Raw genomic sequence first — 17,558 nt, forward strand, 5'->3', positions numbered from 1 at the left:
AAATCGAGTACGGTTTGTTTTGCCCATTGGTAACTTTGATTTGCCACCATAGCGCTGTTGTGAATATTGCTATGGGTGTTGGCGTAATGTGCTAAAAATTGTTGTGCTGCTTGATGTGCTGGTTTTAACATTAAGCAACTGGCGGCCGAGTCTAAATAAACACGTCGAGTTACCTTGCCATCTACAGTGCTGTAATGTGTGTCTGCACCATAAAAAGCTGTATGGATATTTTCAAGTAACTGTTTTGCTGTTTGCTCTATCATGTTTTTCTCCTGCACTTTTCCTAAATTTCATTCAGTGCTACAGCTGAATTAGGAATTCGAAACCTTGTTCATTTTTTTCGTTTTGCAAAATTTGCATGCCTTTTAATTCGCTGTAGGCGTTAAAGTCGTTGACCGAATCTGGGTCGGTTGTACGTACATGCACAACTTGGCCTTTGCTGAGTTGTTTACACTCTCGTTTAAACTTTAAAACCGGCAACGGACATACAAGTCCTGTTGCGTCTATGTACAAATCTACCTTCATATTTATCTACTCTTTTTCGAGTTAATTTGTTTGTAAGCTCCATGGTTAGGGAGCTAATCAGCGACGACGGAACGCAGTATAGGTAGGCAAAAAAAGCCTGACAATATGGTTACTTTTGTGTGCTATAGGGGAAAAAAGTAAACAAATGATTGTGACGGGGGCTGGCTTGACGAAAAAAATTTAAATTTTTTTTCATTTAATTTTTAGCTGAATCTGCTTTTAAATATTTGGTTAATTTTTGCTTGTTTTTATCCAGCTATTGAGATATTTGTATAAATAACAGCGACGACATTTTGTTTTTTATTGACCTTTTTACCAAAATAAAGGAACACAAAATGTTGTTATTTATTCATATTGTTTCGGCCGCTATTTGGCTAGGAACAGCTATCACACTGCCCTTTTGGGGTAATCGCGCGAATCGTGCAGACCATCTACATACAGTTTTAGGCATTATCGACACTGTATTTATTTTAAAATGTGTATTTATTATGGGTGGCCTATTCATCACTTTGTTGACTGGTTGGCTGCTTGCGACTGAATACCAACTTATCACTAATATTCCACCTACTTGGCTTTCTGCTGCGCTAGCTGTTTCGCTGATTATCGCGCTGAATTCTTGCATCATTTTTTACTTTTTATGGATTGGTCGTAAAGGCAAACGCAGTTTAATGCGTTTGGTGCCACCTGTAGGTTATTCAAATATTGCTTTGATAATTTTGGTTTATTTTTTAATGATTTATAAACCAGTAGAACAAACAGCGTTTACAACTGTTACTTGGGTGATTGCTTTGGTGTTGTTAGCGAATGCAATAAATATCACAGTTAAATTAACCAAGTTAAATAAGCTTAAAAACATGTCGCCAAGCGAATATGCTGACAACTATTTTGCGTTATTAAATGCAGAAAAAATGACAGATTTACTCAAGCTATTTAAAGACGACGCTATGTTTATCGACCCATTTGCAACTGGGCCAATTCAGGGCATTTTAGCCATTGAGCAGTTTTTTCAAAAACTAGGTGACCAATTTGATTCAATTAAGATGCATCCGGAAAAAGTTGTTGGCAGTAATAAACAATTTACCATTCATTGGGTCGCCCAAGGTGTGACGCAAAATGGTGAACAAATGCCAGCACTGCGCGGCACCAACCTAATGACCCGACTAAACGGCAAAATTAGCACAGTGTTAATTGATTTTGATTTGACACAACTGCCGCAGGTTCAGTTGGTTAACGCTGATGTCTGCCATAAATTAGCAGCGGCTTAATTAAAAGGAATTTGTAATGGCTAATTTATCTATTTTTGAGCAAGTTCATCCTTGGATCAAACAAATTAGGGCTTTTCCTGCAGCACCAGAAATAGCCCCACCAGAATTACAATTAAAAATGGATGCAAATGAAAATCTGTTTCCGATTAGTGCTTTTGTGCAAGCGAGAGTGATCCGTAGCGCAGGTCATTTAAACTATTATCCCGACGGCACTGCAAGCAATTTAAAGCGTGTGCTTGCGGATATGCAGCAACTTACATCTGAGCATTATCTGTTAGGTAATGGCTCTAACGAAATTTTGGATATTGTAATTCGCTCTTTCTGTGGGCCGGGTGATGAAGTGTTGTTTTCACAACATAGTTTTGCCGCCTACCCTTTGTTAGCTAAAACAGTTGGGGCAACACCAGTTGCCGCACCGAGTGTTAATTTTGCGCATAATTTGCCAAATATAACCGAGGCGATAACAGACAAAACTAAAGTGATTTTACTGGCAAATCCAAACAACCCAACTGGCAGTTGTTTTGGTAAAGAGGAGTTTGCACAATTTTTAGCAGCTGTACCTAAACATATTCTGGTGGTATTAGACGAAGCTTATATTGAATACAGCGCAACTGCACAAAATATTAATAGCACTCAGCTTACTAATCAGCATGATAATTTGTTGATAACACGCACCTTTTCCAAAGCTTATGGGTTAGCTGCGCTGCGCATTGGTTATGCGATAACAAACCCGCAGTTGGTCGAAATACTCAACAAAATACGTCAGCCTTTTAATGCTAATCGGCTTGCTTTGGTTGCTGCACAAGCCGCACTTGAAGATCAACAACATTTAAAATTTTGTGTTGAACAGACTCGTTTAGGTTATGAATATTTAATCAGAGAGCTGAACAAGTTAAACATTGAGTTTATTCGCTCAGAAAGTAATTTTATTTGTCTGAAACTTACGAATTGTGCTGCTGTTGTTCAGCAATTAGCTGAATACGGGGTAATGGTGGGTTATTTAGCTGGCTATCAAATGCCAGATTATATTCGTGTCACCATAGGTGGCAGCGAACATAACCTGAAATTTATTAATGCGTTACGAAGTGTTTTATAGCGTCATATCTGTTTCACGACGGCCTAAGCGCGTGGTTTCGCGCTCTTGGGCATGTTTGTCTAATGCACGGCGACCAAACTTTTTGTAGCCTTTGTTAACGGCAAAATCTGTCATGCGGCGCTTGGCATTTTTATCACTTACTTCTTCTAAATGAGCACCAACACCAAATTTGTGTAATTCGATAATAATGCTTTCTAACTGGCGGCCTCGGTCGGTTAAACGATATTCAACTTTAGGCGGAATTTCAGGGTACGAATGCCGCGTGATGATGCCTTGTTGCAGATAGACTTTAAGTTTTTGATTAAGCGTTTTCGAGCTTATACCTGGAATTGAATGTAATAATTCGGAAAATCGTTTGGTACCTGATAACAATTCGCGCAAAATTTCTGCCGCGTATTTACCTTCAAACAACGAAATTGAAGATTGAATTGGATTAAGTTCCACAGCTTTACTACCTATTTTAGCCATTACGAGCGCCTCTTTTAGTCCGTTAATATTAGCCACTAATTTTAAAAGTTATTTTACTGATAAAAAGTTATCAAAAAAAGGGTTTTGTTATTTTGATTGATTTTAACGACTGACATTTCTCGCATAGAATATTTCTTCAATTTCGCGCTTTAAATTCTGCTCAACTGCAAGTCTTTCATTATTGGATAATTCGTTTACGCCAGTTGCAAATAAATGTCGTTTAATGTCAAAAGCTTTAAGTAACATTTTGGTATGAAAAATATTCTCTTGATAAACATTTACATCCATCATTTCATACAGCTCTTGCACGCCTGCGGTTAAATAATCCTGAATAGAATTAATTTGGTGATCTATGTAATGTTTAACGCCATTTACGTCTCGAGTGAAACCTCGAACTCTATAGTCGACAGTGACCACATCTGAGTCAAACGAGTGGATTAAGAAATTAAGCGCTTTAAGCGGCGATATTATCCCACAAGTTGATACTTCAATGTCTGCCCTAAAAGTACTGATGCCATTATGTGGATGGCTTTCAGGATAGGTGTGCACACAAATGTGGCTTTTGTCTAAATGTGCCGCCAAGGTTTGGCTGCGCTCACTGATTAACATAGTCACACTCGCCCCTTGTGGGTCGTAATCTTGGCGCGAAATGTTCAGTACATTCGCATCAATAATTTCCACGACTTCATGCAAAATAGCGGTTAAGCGGTTGGCGTTATATTGTTTATCTATGTAGCTAAGGTATTCGCTTCTATGTTGGTCTGATTTAGCCCAGCTTATATCGTAAATAGAAAAGCTCAGGCTTTTTGTCAGATTGTTAAATCCATGAAGCTGAATTTTTTGATTAGTTACCAAAAGCTGAATCGAATAAATTTTTAATTAAACCAGAAAATTCAATAATGAATTGCTCTTGTTGAATGGTTGACTTTTGATCTAAACGACGAGATAAAAACTCTTCTAAGTCAGTCACTATTGCGTCGGCTTCACGTACAACGTCTAAACGCGTATCTTGATCTAACCCTTCGTGCTGCGAGAAAAACGCCATAATCTTTTGCGCAATGTGCTCTTCAATTAGGTCACGAACCGTTTTGTCAATTGTCTCGCCTTTACCTTCCTCAAATAAATCAAGGTTTTCAGTAAAATACGAGATCAACTCGATATAAGCTTGTGATTCGGTAACCATGTTTTCCTCAATTGAGTTTGTTATTCTATTTAAATTTCTAAAATTGTAGCGAATTAGCCATAAGACTCAAGTTTATGGCTAATTTGTTTATTAATTATAGTCGCGATTTTAGCTTAATTGCAGTTGTGCATGAGCTTGTTTAATACGTACTACAACATCTTCTAGTTGACTGCGTGCACATGCAAAGTTAATTCGCGCATACTCAGGTTCACCAAAATCGCGACCTGGCGATGGGCCAACCCCTGCACTTTCAAAAAACTTCTGCACATCTTCTACGCCCAAACTACTGCAATCTATCCAAGCTAAGAAAGTAGCGTCAGCTTTAACCATTTCCATGCCTTGTAGTTGGCTGATTTCTTGGTACAAATAATCACGGTTGTCTTTTAAATACACCAATAATTCTTTGTGCCAGTCCCCACCTTCACGAAATGCAGCTTCAGTAGCAACTAAACCTAAGACTTGTACCCAAGGTACTATGCCAAGTGCAGCGTTACGGAATTGCATACGAATTCGGCTGTCAGGAATAACTGCAAATGATGCACCTAAACCTGCAATGTTAAAGGTTTTGCTTGGTGCCATTAAGCTAATTGATTTATCCGAAATTTCGGCAATAGCCGGCGCTGGAATATGCTTTTTACCTGGCTCTAAAATTAAGTCGCAGTGAATTTCATCTGAGCATAAAATAACATTATTGTGTAAACAGATTTCCGCGACTTTTTTCAGTTCAGCTTCTGTCATTACCGAGCCGCATGGATTCATTGGGTTACACATAATAAAGAGTTTAGTTTTAGGATCGGCTGCATGTTTTGCTAGCGCGTCCATATCTAATTCCCAACGGCCATCAACCAAAATACTTGGAATATCGACTCTTTCACATTGATTCAGCGAAGGTGCTTTTAACAAAGGTGGATAGTTAGGTACTTGTACCATAACTTTATCACCCGGCTGACAATAGGCTTTACAAGCGACATTAAACGCAGGTACAACACCCGGAGTCCAAACAATCCAGTCTGGTAATATGTGCCAGTTGTGCTCTTTCGCAATCCATTCGCAAACAGACTCATTTAAACTGTCGTAAGGTAAGGTATAACCTAAAATGCCATGATCAGTGCGCTCTTTTATCGCATCTATCACTTGTTGTGGAGGCTTAAATTCTGCGTCAGCTACCCATACAGGAATAACGTCTTGTCCTGCATATTTATCCCATTTAAATGAATGAGTGGGTTTTCTGTCTATTACTTCGTTAAAATTTATGCCCATGTGTAAAACCTTTTATTCTGGCTAAATATCGAAAGATTCAGGTTTGTAGATGTAACCTTGATATCCGTCGAAATGATAATCTTTCAAAACGTCCAATTGTGCTTCATTTTCTACGCGAGTTGCAATAACTGCGACGTCTAAATTATGAATTGTGGTACATAAAGAGCCGACAAAATACGCATCATCTTTATTGCTTAACGCCATTTGTGTATAGGCGTGGTCAATTTTTACATAATTTGGATGGATTGATTGTAAATAGCTTAAAGATGAGAAGTTACGCCCTACTCTGTCAACACCAAACTGCACACCTAACAATTTAAATTGTTCGCACAATACTTCGATACGCTCTTTGTTGTAGATAACACTTTCTTCACTGAATTCAAAACAAACATTATCTGTTATGTCTTTGTTTTGATTCATCTGGCTGATTAGCCACTCAATAAAGTCATCACTTTTTAACGCACTCGCGGTTAAATTAATCGCGTATTTATGTGTTGGGTTCGCAAGAATGTGACCAATTATGAGATCTATTACTTTTTTATCAAAAGCTTGGCCAAGCTCATATTCATCTAATACTGAAATAAATGAAGCCGCATTAACTGCGCCCATTTGCGCCAGTTTTAATTGAGCAAAAGCTTCAAAGTGATAGGCTTTTTCATTACTGTTAAATTCAAATACAGGCTGACGCGAAAAACCTAAACTAGCTGTATTGATAGCTTCAACCATCTTATCTCTAAGTTCGGTTTTAAGGATTGGCGCTTGTGAGTTTGCCACGGTTTGTTTGCACACATGCGTATAGTCAACTGACTGACGCGCTTGTTGCAGTGCATTATCAACCAACCCCATTAGTTGTGATGTTTCCATTGTGTGCTGAACAACTACAGCACCAATATGATAAATAGGTTGTTCGTAAAAACTCTGAGTAAAATGCGGTGAGTTTAACGTTTCACTCAGTTGGCTGAGCTTTTCACCTAAGGCTTGTTCATCTACTCCCTGAACCAGTACGGCAAATTCACTGGCTGATAAACGGCAAGTTACATGGCCATTGTCTGGGTTAAATACGTTTTGTACTCTTTGCGCAGCGGCTTTCACCACTTCGTCTCTTTGAGTAAAACCATCACGTTTTTTAATGCTCTCTAAACCGTTTAGCTCAAGTAAAAATACTGCGCCATGTGGACTGTCTTCTAACCAAGCTCTAAGCTGGCGATTAAAAAACGATCTATTGCCTAAACCTGTAGTCGCATCTTGGAAAGCTTGCTGTTTAAGTTTGTCGTGCAGACGCGCTTCTTCATTAAATTGGTCGCGCAATTTATCTGTCATGCGGTTAATCGCTTCAGTGACTTGGCGAAGTTCTAAGGTTTTTGGCAGCTGCAAAGGTTGGCCAAAGTTACGCTCTTGAATTTGTTGAGCTTTTGTTTGAATACGATGTAACGGCTTTAGCAATACCCGAATACCAAAAGCTGTAAAGGAGATTACCGCAACAGATAAACCGCCAATCCACCAACACATAGCAATAAATGCGTTCCAAAGCTGCAGATATGCAAAACCTGGGTGACCGGCTATTTTTAATGTTGCTGCTTGCATCCAACCATCAGTAATTATGGTTTCTTGCTCAGGGATTTTTAACAGGTCTAAACCGATAAACCAGCTAGGCACACCTTTCACCGCTACTGGGTTAGTTTTAATAATGCGGCTATCGTCCTGATAAATTTCTAATTCTATGCGCTCGTAAAAACCACCGTCAAAATAGGTGTTGATTGTGCTATCGATCATAACTTTGTCTTCAGCTTGTAGGTGTGGCTGCAATGCCATACTCATAGAAGTTGACGTGTTATTTAAATCTGATTCTAATTGGTTGGCTAAATAGCTACGAGTTGATTGAAACTCTAACCACAATACCCCGACCAAGTTGACCGAGAAACATACAATTATCACCAATAATATTTGTCGAAACAAAGTCATAGTGCACCTGTTATTGTTTAAATTCTGCTAATTGGTAGCGTTTACTTAAGTTATCCCAATGATCAAGCCGTTCAGAACTACCAACCAGCTGACCTTTACCCTTTTGTTTGTTTAACCATAGCTGTTGACCGTTAAATGAAAATATTGGCACTAAGTCGCGGCGCTTAACCGCGGGTTTAATTTCACCATCTAAATTATCTAAAATTAACGGCATAGATTTGGGTGTTTCGTAATATGCTAACACCATGTGGAATTGGTTGAGTTTAACCGCTTTAACATAGGTTAAACGTAACTTGTTGATATCGACTCCTAGCTCTAACAATGTGAAGTATTTAGCTATAGTAAAGTCTTCACAATCTCCTGCTTTGTGGCCAATAAATTCAAGTGGTGTTGCCCAATAATCTTCTTGTTTCCAAAGTTTTATATCGTCAACAAAATCAAACAAGTTGAAAAAACGATTAACACTCTGCAGTTTTTGTTGGTCCGAAGCTTGTTGCTGGCGTTCAATTATATTGCGCCAAGCTTGGGCTCGTTTGCCAGCGTCCTCACCATATTGTGATTGCATTTTGCTGACCAATTTAGCGACATTTAGTTGTTCGACCGCACTTGCATATAAAATGCCCAGCACGGTAAGTAACAAAAAATAGCTAATTTGAATTCGCTTACCAACCCAATGCTTCATGGTCTTGTGTTGGTGCTGGCGTGGTCTCAAGTTGGTCTTCTTCCATGATATAGATATGCCACTTAAGTTTAGCCTGAGTTAACAAAGTTTGCGCAGATATTTCAATACGCGTGTCGTCTTCACTTGCGGCTTGTTGCTCTGTGTATTGGTAAATCAATTCAACTCGTCGATTACGATTTTCAGCCTGAGGTAATACAGGTGATACTAGCGGAGATTGCTCCCCCAATGCTTTGGTTTTAATTTGACTCGCAGGTAGTTCCATAATGCGGGTTAACAAATGCGTGATAGCTTCGGCCCGGCGCTGACTCAGTTTTAGGTTGTAATCGTCTTCGCCACTTTGTGAGGCATGGCCACCAATATGAATAACACCACCTTTGTTCGCCTTATATTGACGAATAAACTGAGCTATTTTTTCTTGCTCTGATAGCGGGATAATTGCGCTGTCGTGGTCGAAGTACAAAATATGCGCTTGTTCGCTGGGTGTTTCAACTTCACCTGATTCAGTTACCCGTTTATAAACTGTACCAGCATGGATTAATGTAAGTTCGTGATATAACTCAGGGTATTGGTTATTAATATAAGCAACTATGTTGTCGGTTCGTTCAACAAAGTATGGATTTTGCGCTTGTTCTGAATTTAGTTTTATCGACCAAGTATTTTCTTGAGGCAGATTTTGTAAAAACTCATCTAGTGCTAATTTGGCAACATCATTTAGGCCAACTTCTTGGTACGGGAAATAAATTCGGCTTTGGCGTTTTTCTTCTAGTTGGACATTTTCAGAACAACCATAATTATTTACGTCTCGTTTTGCCAAGGTACCTTCACACAGCTCTCTAGCCGCTATTACCCCATCTTTATCTGCGTCATGCAACCTTTGGTAGGCGACTTGCGAAATATTTTGCCAGGCTTGTGGTTGAGAGTTTTCGGGCAAATTAAGGGTTGAGCAACCTAACATGCCAACTTGCAAGATTAACAATATGCCAAATTTACGCTTAATCATGATTAACCTGCCAATATTCTTGAGGGTTAATCTCTAAACTTTCTAATAATCTTCCCATTGCATTAAGCACTCGATATTGAGCAACTGTGTAACTAGATTCCGCGTTGACGTGAGATTTTCGCGCTTCAAATAATTCATTTTCGGTATCAAGCAAATCTAGTAATGTGCGTCGACCTAAATCAAACTGTTTTTTATAGGCTTGTTGGGTGATATAACTTTGTTCGACGTGAATTTGTAAAAACTCTAATTGTTTGCGTAATGATTCTTTAGCCTGCCAAGACAATTTTGCCCCTTCGATAACCTCTCGCATGGCTTTTTCTTTGATATCTTTCGCTTGTTCTACTTGATATGCCGCATTGAGCTCGTTGTGCTTGTCACGTCCCCCTCGAAATAAATTGTACGACAACACAATATCTGCTCTTAGTTCGTCGCGCAAAGAGTTGTCCGCACTTCTGTCATCAACACGTGATTTAGATACTTCCAGAGTTACCCGCGGATAATAACCTGAACGAGTAGATTCTAATTGTGCTTGTGTCGCGGATATATCAGCGCTGGCTAAGAACAGGGTTGGATGATTGGTGCGTGAAACCCTTAGTACATCCGCAAGTGAATTCGGTATTTTTACAATGTTAATTTTTGGCTCAACTAAATCTGCTGGATACTCACCTATAATAGTTTGATACAGCGCAATGGCATCCTGTAAATTGTTCTCAGCCGCAAGTGCATTTGCTTGAGCGCGCGCCAACCGGCCTGTTGCTTGCGAAAGTTCTGAGTTAGAGCCTAAACCACTGTCAGCCCGTACTTTTATTTGTTCAAATATATCTTGATGCGACTGTAAATTTTTTTGTGATAACTCGTACAGTTCTTGCTCTCGCAACACAGCTATATAAGCATTTGCCGCATCTAGCGCTTTGTTTTCGGCGGTTTCTTTGAGAGCAAAAAACTCCGAGCGCATTTCTTGCTGATTGCGCTCAATTTCTTTTGAAGAAAAAAAGCCATCGAACAATATTTGCTGCAAAGATAAACTATATTCGATTGGTTTAATTTGTTCTTTTTCGATGCCAGCTCTTGATTCTGGGGTGTTTTGTTTGCCTTGACCTATGTTTGCACGCAGGTCGATAGTAGGTAACCAAGCCCCTTGCGCACTTTGATGAACATGATGGGCACTTTTATATCTGTGATATGCTGCTTTAAGTTCTGGATTGGTATTGAAAGCGGTTGCGACCGCTTCTTCAAGCGATTTAGCATAAACAGGCGCACACAAGTATGCACCTGATAAAACAACAGAAACAACGCATTTGATAAAATCACTCATTTATTTTAATTGGTCTCCACAATTTTATCTTTCTCGCATTGCGTTTTGTTTCGCTCTAACTATTGGTTTAAGCAGATAATCTAACACGGTTTTTTTACCAGTCAATACATCTACACTTGCAGTCATACCTGGAATGATAGGTAAAGGGTTATTATTTTTGTCTAAATAACTGTCCTCTGTGCGCACCCTAATCAAATAAAAACTGTTTTCTTTTTCATCCTGAATAGTATCGGCACTGATATGTTCTACTGTACCTTTTAGTCCACCGTATATAGTGAAATCGTAAGCCGTTAACTTAATTACCGCTGGTAATCCGGGACGTAAAAATGCAATGTCTTTCGGGAGTATTTTTGCTTCAACCAATAAACTATCGGCTAATGGCACAATTTCAATTAAGTCCATACCGGGCTGAATTACTCCACCAACCGTATTAATATTAATGGTTTTTATAGTGCCTTTTACTGGTGAAAATACATTTGTGCGTTTTAGTCTGTCTTGGCTTGAAACTAAAGCTTCGTCTAATGGCGTCAATTCACTTTCGGCTTTAGCCAACTCTTTTTGCACTTCACTTCTAAATTTAAGCACAACTTCTGTGCGCTTATTTTCCATTTCTTCCACTTCCGCACGAATTTTCGGTCGTAATAGTTGTAGGCTAGACAGTTCACCTTTAACATCGTTGGCAGCACGTTCAAGTTTAATTAATTCTACTTCAGATACAACACCGCTATTAGCTAATGGTCTTGTCATATCCAGTTCTTTGCTAACAAGCTGGTAACTGCGCTGAGCATGATCAATTTTCGACGCTAACTCATTTAATTGTTGTTCTTTTTGTGTCACTTGCTGATCGAGTATTTTAACTTGATTAGCGAGGTTGCGAATACGTTCAGCATACAGTGCTTTTTGTCTATTGATTAATTCCGGATACGCCTGAGCATTGGCAAAATCTAATTCGATAGGTTGGATGTTAAATTGACCATTGCTGGTTTCTATACTATCTAGTTCGGCACGCAAGCGGGTAATATCCGCAATTAAGCCATAAGCATGAGCTTGTTGCTCACGATATTCTGACAGAAATCTCGTTTCATCTATGCTCAGCAGTTTATCGCCTGGATTGACCACATCACCTTCACGTATAAATACTTCTTTTAATATACCACCTTCTAGATTTTGAATGATTTGCACCTGTTGTGACGGAATAACTTTACCGGCACCAACTGTTACTTCGTCAATTTCGGCAAATGCAGCCCACAACAATAATGAAGTTAAAAAACCACAAATTAAATAGAGAGCGTGGCGTGTACCTTTAGGTGAACTTAATAACAAAGCTGCGTTTATGTCATTAATGTAATTAATTTCGTTTTCTTTGATTGAATGTTTCATTTTTAGGCCTGCGGTGCTTTTACATTGCCACTACGCAGTTGTTGCATAACATGCTGTGTTGGCCCATCTATTACTATTTGCCCGCGTTCAACAACTATTACGCGATCTACCAGTTCTAACATTGACATTTTATGGGTAATTAAAATAAAGGTTTTGTCTTGCGCCAGTAATGACAACTGCTGCTTGACTTTGAGCTCTGAAAAATTATCCATATTGGAAGTGGGTTCATCCAAAACTAATACGGGTGGATTAAATAGTAGAGCTCGCGCTAGCGCGACTGCTTGACGCTGACCACCGGATAAAAATGCACCACGCTCGCCGACTTGTCGGTCTAATCCATCAGGGTCGGTATCGGTAAATGCTGTGACACCAGCAAGGCGAGCAGCTCTTAATATTCTTTCGTCTTCAACATGCGGTACACCTAAGGTGATATTGTCGCGAATTGAGCCATAAAACAAATTGATGTCTTGTGGCAAACAACCGATTTTTGAGCGTAAATCTGCAGGGCTAATTTGGTTAATGTCGATGCCATCAATGCGAATAGCGCCTTCCGTTGGCTGATAAAAACCAACCAATAATTTCTCTATCGTCGATTTTCCAGCACCAATCCTGCCAATAATTGCGACATTTTCTTTGGCTTTAATATTAAAGTTTAAGTTTTTTAATACTTTATTTTCACTCTGGGGATAGGCGAACGAAACTTGACTGAATTCAATCTGACCGTCTAAGTATGGGCGATGTAAATATTGCTCAACCGACTCGTCCGGTAATTGCATGATTTCATCTAAGGTTTTTAACGCTGATTCTGCTTGATTATAGCGAGTAGCGAGTAAAGATATTTGGCTAAACGGCTGCATAATTCTGTTACTTAACATCACAGCGGCTATTAGTGCACCCATACTAATATCGCCCTCAATAATTAAGTATACCCCTATGACTACAACTATCACCGAAGACAGCTGCTGCATAAATGCACTAAAAGATGAGACTGTAGTCGCGAGTTTTTTGATGCCTAAGTTCCAGCTAGATATATTACCGTTTACTTCTTCCCATTTTTGTTGAAACTGACTTTCTGCACAGTTTAATTTTAAGTTTTCTAAACCACTGAGAGACTCAATTAAATGGGCATTTTTCATTGTGGTGTAACGCCCACCTTGTTCAACTAAGATGCGCATTTTGTGCTTAACCCAAGCTGAATAGGCCAACATTACGATAATTGCAATCAGCGGCGCAATTGCTATCGGCCCGGCAATAATGGCAACAACCAATAGGATTAGTAGTGAGAATGGGATATCGATAACTGTTGCTATGGTTGCAGAGGTAATGAAATCCCGAATGGAGTCAAATTCTTGAATATTACGTGCGAATGCGCCAACCGATTGTGGTTTTGACGCCATATTCATGCTCAGTACCTTTTCAAATATTCGACTCGATAAAAGTACATCCGATTTTTTGGCCGCTAAATCAAGCAAATAGGATCGAGATTGTTTTAATGCAAAGTCAAATACCATAACCACTATCATACCTATGGTCATAACCCATAAGGTATCTAGTGCAGAGTTTGGCACCACCCTGTCATATACATTCATAACAAAAAGCGGTGTTGCGACAGCGATTAAATTAATAAAAAATGCTGCAAACAAAGCATCGCGATATAAAGGAATATTTTCTTTTAGCGTACTCCAAAACCAATGCCCATCTTTGGTTTTAAGCACTTCTGGTGAGCGTGCATCAAATCGATAACGTTTTTTCAGCAATACACAATACCCTGTGTATTGTTGGCTTATCTCTTCTAGTGCAACTTGATCAACACCATCAGGCAATTCTGGCCACGCAATTTCTGCTTGCCCATCTTTGTAACTAATGAGCACACATGCTTTGCTGTTTTCTAACAGCAAAATGCACGGCAGCAACAAATTAGATACTTCAATAAGTGGCTTTTTAACTATTTTTGCATCTAACCCAGCCCGGCTCGCCGCTCTTGGCAATAACTTTGGTGTGAGTGCGCCATTAACTAAAGGTAATCCTGCCCCCATGACTTGCGCAGAAAAAGGTTTACCATAGTATTTGCTAACAAAGGTTAGACATCCCAACAATGGATCTGTTTGTTCTGCGGCTAATTGCAAGTCTTCGTGTTGCTTTTGTTGTTGGCTTTGCTCCTGCATAAAGGGGCCTTGTTTGATTAAGCAGCTGTATTAGTTAAGTTTATAGTTAAAAGCTAGACAATAAAATGCCTTATCGCAATTGTTAGTTGCAATAAGGCTATTTTATTTTTACAAATTGTTATTGTTGGTGATTAGCTGATTATCTTCAAGCAATTTACGGATAATATCTGCATCGGTTCCATTGGTACCTGAAGATAAATCTGTACCTTCCAAGACAATTTTCATGTCTGCTTTGTTTTCATCAGAGCTGCCACCGGTAAAATCACCATCTTTTGAAACAGAGATAATTGTGTCACCATCGACAACTTCAAAATTTAAATAGCTATCTAAATTATCGTGATTTTCTCCATCGAGTAAGTCAGCTAAGTTGAGCGAATCACCTTGTTGAAGAACATCACCTGTTGGTCCTCTCTGTGTAATTTCGAAGTCTTTAATGTAGTCAGTCGCGACGCTAGGGTTATTGAGCGAATTTGCAAAACCAGCATCGTAGTCATCACCAGCAAGCCAAACAAACATATCGCTGCCGCCGCCACCAGACATGACATCACCAGCGTAAATATTTGACGCTAATGCTGAGCTACCGTTACCGTTTGTACCACCAATAAGTACATCGTCACCCGAACCACCAATCAGATAGTCTGCACCTTCACCACCGACTAAAGTCGCACCTTTACTACTATCATAAGTAGTATAGCCAGTCGCTACAGTCGGGTTGCTATCAAATATGGTTGAGCGTCCAAATCCAGCATCCGACAAATCAGAGCTATTGAATGTGTGTAAACCATTTAGATTGTCCGGATCATTTGCATCGGCATAATTGCCCATACTACCGACCAACCATTGGTCATAGTAAGCGAGTAAAACATCGTTACCACCAAAACCATAAACAGCATTTTCAGATAAATCAGGTAATGAGTCATTAACCCCATTTATTTGAATATTGATAGTGGTACTTTCATAATTACCATTTACATCTTTGACTAAATAACTAAAGGTATCGGTAAGTGCTTCACCTGCATTTAGGTTGTTTACATCAGAGTTGCTATTATCAAGCGTATATACATATTTACCATTGGCTTGAATTATGATCGAACCATAGGTTCCAGTAATTTTACTGCCGATATTACCTTCACTGACAACCCCTACACCACTGATAATACCCACGACAGGGTTAGTAGTTTCTGTAATAGTGTCGTTATCAATGACATTTCCAGATATTTGACTTCTAGACTGTGAGCTTGCAACAGTTCCATCAACCTCTGTAATTTCGACATTATCCTCTTCAAGCACTGGTGCAACAACGGCTACTTGGACAGGGAATTTGCTGGTTAACGTTAATTGACCCGATGCTGTATCCCCATCACCATCCTGCACAGTTATGGTAAAGTTTTCAGTTAATGTCCATTGACTTGAGTTATTTTCAAGTTCAGTCTTGGTCCAGTTATTTGAGCTCTCATCTGCATTATTTTCGGTTGATAACGATACGTCATATTCGTACACCCCTTGGGCGAAGTCGAACATCAGTATTGCCCCATTAGCAGTTTCAATAGTTAGAACACCATTGTTTACTTGCTCACTTTCAAGCGTGTATGTGGTTCCATCTACTTCTATCGATAGGATACTACCGTCGCTATCTGCGCCATAGTCAATAACACCCGCGGCTGATTGCTGCGAACCAATTTCACCGCTAGACTTGCCACCAACCGTAGCCAATAATGCTTCTGCCAGTTGGATAGCTGTCGTAACCGACACAACATTATCTGCCGCCACATAATTACCACTTTCATCTTGGATAATTTCTGTAGGGGCGCCAACCATGTTTAGATATTGGTATTGTACTGATGTTCCAATACCAATGACTTCTACATCAATGTTGTTTGTTTCAATAAAATCTTTCCAAGTCTGTTGATAGTTGGTTATCGCAGTGACGTTGCTTTGGTTCTCACTGGTTCCGTACGGATTACCATCCGAGATAAAGTACACTTTGGTTGTTGCATCTTGCTGCGGCACTGAATAGTCACTTACGATGGCCGACAATGGATCGTCATAGTCCGTAGTTCCATTCGCATCTAAAGTATCCAAAACAGTGATTGATTGGCTAATCGAAGACCAGTCGTATTCAGTTGCGTTAGTCGAGAAAGGTACTAATTTAACTTGGACATTACCCATTCCATCATAGGTATTCAACAATTGGGTGATCCCATTAATTGTTGCTTGCAGAATGCTGGTATCACCTAAATCACCATCCATTGAACCCGATACGTCTATTGCAAATATCAAATTATGATCCATTGTTTCAAAATTAATCGCTTCCGGCTGATTAATTGTGAAGCTCGGCATATCATCTAATATTTGGATGGATAAGTTAGCTGACGTAGATTGTTGATTAATATCAGTAACTTCTATAGCGACAGTTTCAGTCAGGCTGTCTGTATCACCATGATCTACTGAGTTATTTAGTTGATACTGATAAGATAGCTGCCCAGTAATAAGGTTAAAACCCGTTAGAGTCATATCACCATTTGGTAGTTCAATAGTGACAGGGTTTAACGCCAAACTGGCTAATTCTACTGCACTGACACTTTGTCCACCAATAGTTAACGTTGCAATGTTAGCAGTTGTGGTAATATCAATAGTTCCAGTAGCTACATTTGAATTTACGTTTGAGCCAATTCCAGCTTCGTCAACGGTAATGTGACCGCTCGCTTCAGCATTTTCATCAGTAATTTGAATAACTGGAGCAACATTTAAATCAACTTGTATTGACGTTGGCAATTGTAACTGTTCAAAATTCCCACCGCTTGTAGATGATACACCCACAGTAAAGGTGTCGTTACCACCATCCACTTCAACTGTGACATTCGCTGTGGTGCTACCAGCGGCAATTGTTACTTGCTCACCACTTGCCAAGGTAATGACGAAGTCAGTTTCAGCAGCATTGGACAATGTAAAGGCAACTGATATCGTTCCCTGTAGAATGTTGCTTGTGTCAACCGCCATACTCAAGTCAGTAGTGTCGATACTATCACTAACCGCAGTAGTTACTGAACTATTGCCCAGCACTAGGTTTTCGAAGTTGCCGCCAGAAACGTTATCTAGACTTAATGTGGTGACCACATTGTCTGCACCTGTGTAAACATCATTACCCACAGAGACACTGACTGTACCTGAGCTTTGACCTGCTGCAATTGAGATTTCCGCGCCATTACTTAAAGTAATGGTCATATCCGTTTCTGCCGCAGCGGTTAAACTTGCGG

15 protein-coding genes are annotated in these 17,558 nt (G+C 39.5%); 2 read left to right on the forward strand and 13 right to left on the reverse strand.

Annotated features, from left to right (window positions below):
• Together WSC_RS24405 and WSC_RS0118240 are read right to left on the reverse strand one after the other, a co-directional pair.
• The coding region (locus WSC_RS24405) for an aminotransferase class V-fold PLP-dependent enzyme (protein ID WP_040395087.1) at nucleotides 1–263 on the reverse strand (263 nt) is incomplete at its 3' end.
• Nucleotides 264–300: 37 nt separating this feature from the next.
• Nucleotides 301–525: a sulfurtransferase TusA family protein gene (locus WSC_RS0118240; RefSeq protein WP_016957394.1), complete on the reverse strand. Its 225-nt coding sequence runs from the start codon at nucleotides 523–525 to the stop codon at nucleotides 301–303.
• Between the two features lie 335 nt (nucleotides 526–860).
• Between WSC_RS0118240 and WSC_RS0118245 the strand changes: the two genes are divergently transcribed.
• Nucleotides 861–1,790, forward strand: a complete 930-nt coding sequence (locus tag WSC_RS0118245) for a nuclear transport factor 2 family protein (RefSeq protein ID WP_016957395.1) — start codon at nucleotides 861–863, stop codon at nucleotides 1,788–1,790.
• A 16-nt stretch (nucleotides 1,791–1,806) separates the two neighbouring features.
• Nucleotides 1,807–2,886: a histidinol-phosphate transaminase gene (hisC, locus tag WSC_RS23335; RefSeq protein ID WP_016957396.1), complete on the forward strand. Its 1,080-nt coding sequence runs from the start codon at nucleotides 1,807–1,809 to the stop codon at nucleotides 2,884–2,886.
• On the opposite strand, the gene WSC_RS23340 is transcribed toward hisC, so the two are convergent.
• The 11 genes from WSC_RS23340 to WSC_RS0118305 form a co-directional block, all read right to left on the reverse strand.
• Nucleotides 2,881–3,354, reverse strand: a complete 474-nt coding sequence (locus WSC_RS23340; RefSeq protein WP_016957397.1) for a winged helix-turn-helix transcriptional regulator — start codon at nucleotides 3,352–3,354, stop codon at nucleotides 2,881–2,883. The two genes, hisC and WSC_RS23340, sit on opposite strands and share 6 nt — an antisense overlap.
• 102 nt (nucleotides 3,355–3,456) lie before the next feature.
• Nucleotides 3,457–4,209: an adenosylmethionine decarboxylase gene (speD, locus tag WSC_RS0118260; protein WP_016957398.1), complete on the reverse strand. Its 753-nt coding sequence runs from the start codon at nucleotides 4,207–4,209 to the stop codon at nucleotides 3,457–3,459.
• Nucleotides 4,199–4,537: a DUF3802 family protein gene (locus tag WSC_RS0118265; RefSeq protein WP_016957399.1), complete on the reverse strand. Its 339-nt coding sequence runs from the start codon at nucleotides 4,535–4,537 to the stop codon at nucleotides 4,199–4,201. The genes speD and WSC_RS0118265 overlap by 11 nt, the downstream gene beginning before the upstream one ends.
• A gap of 108 nt (nucleotides 4,538–4,645) precedes the next feature.
• A complete protein-coding gene (locus tag WSC_RS0118270; RefSeq protein WP_016957400.1) occupies nucleotides 4,646–5,797 on the reverse strand; it encodes a MalY/PatB family protein in 1,152 nt (383 codons plus the stop codon).
• A gap of 21 nt (nucleotides 5,798–5,818) precedes the next feature.
• Nucleotides 5,819–7,759 (reverse strand): bifunctional diguanylate cyclase/phosphodiesterase, encoded by a 1,941-nt coding sequence (locus WSC_RS0118275; protein ID WP_016957401.1) that lies wholly within the window; start codon nucleotides 7,757–7,759, stop codon nucleotides 5,819–5,821.
• A gap of 10 nt (nucleotides 7,760–7,769) precedes the next feature.
• Nucleotides 7,770–8,441, reverse strand: a complete 672-nt coding sequence (locus WSC_RS0118280) for a transglutaminase-like cysteine peptidase (protein WP_016957402.1) — start codon at nucleotides 8,439–8,441, stop codon at nucleotides 7,770–7,772.
• Complete coding sequence (locus tag WSC_RS0118285) at nucleotides 8,422–9,441, reverse strand: OmpA family protein (RefSeq protein WP_016957403.1); 1,020 nt, start codon at nucleotides 9,439–9,441, stop codon at nucleotides 8,422–8,424. Before WSC_RS0118285 ends, WSC_RS0118280 begins: the two co-directional genes overlap by 20 nt.
• On the reverse strand, nucleotides 9,434–10,756 hold the full coding sequence (locus WSC_RS0118290) for a TolC family outer membrane protein (RefSeq protein WP_016957404.1): 1,323 nt from the start codon (nucleotides 10,754–10,756) through the stop codon (nucleotides 9,434–9,436). The genes WSC_RS0118285 and WSC_RS0118290 overlap by 8 nt, the downstream gene beginning before the upstream one ends.
• A gap of 24 nt (nucleotides 10,757–10,780) precedes the next feature.
• Nucleotides 10,781–12,136 (reverse strand): HlyD family type I secretion periplasmic adaptor subunit, encoded by a 1,356-nt coding sequence (locus tag WSC_RS0118295; protein WP_016957405.1) that lies wholly within the window; start codon nucleotides 12,134–12,136, stop codon nucleotides 10,781–10,783.
• Between the two features lie 2 nt (nucleotides 12,137–12,138).
• Nucleotides 12,139–14,301 carry a type I secretion system permease/ATPase gene (locus WSC_RS0118300; protein ID WP_016957406.1) on the reverse strand — a complete coding sequence of 721 codons (2,163 nt, stop codon included), beginning with the start codon at nucleotides 14,299–14,301 and terminating at the stop codon, nucleotides 12,139–12,141.
• 108 nt (nucleotides 14,302–14,409) lie between these two features.
• Nucleotides 14,410–17,558 (reverse strand): immunoglobulin-like domain-containing protein (locus WSC_RS0118305; RefSeq protein ID WP_016957407.1); only part of this gene is annotated, 3,149 nt, incomplete at its 5' end.

Origin of the sequence: Catenovulum agarivorans YM01, assembly GCF_000281085.1 — a bacterium.
Classification (GTDB): Bacteria; Pseudomonadota; Gammaproteobacteria; order Enterobacterales; family Alteromonadaceae; genus Catenovulum; species Catenovulum agarivorans.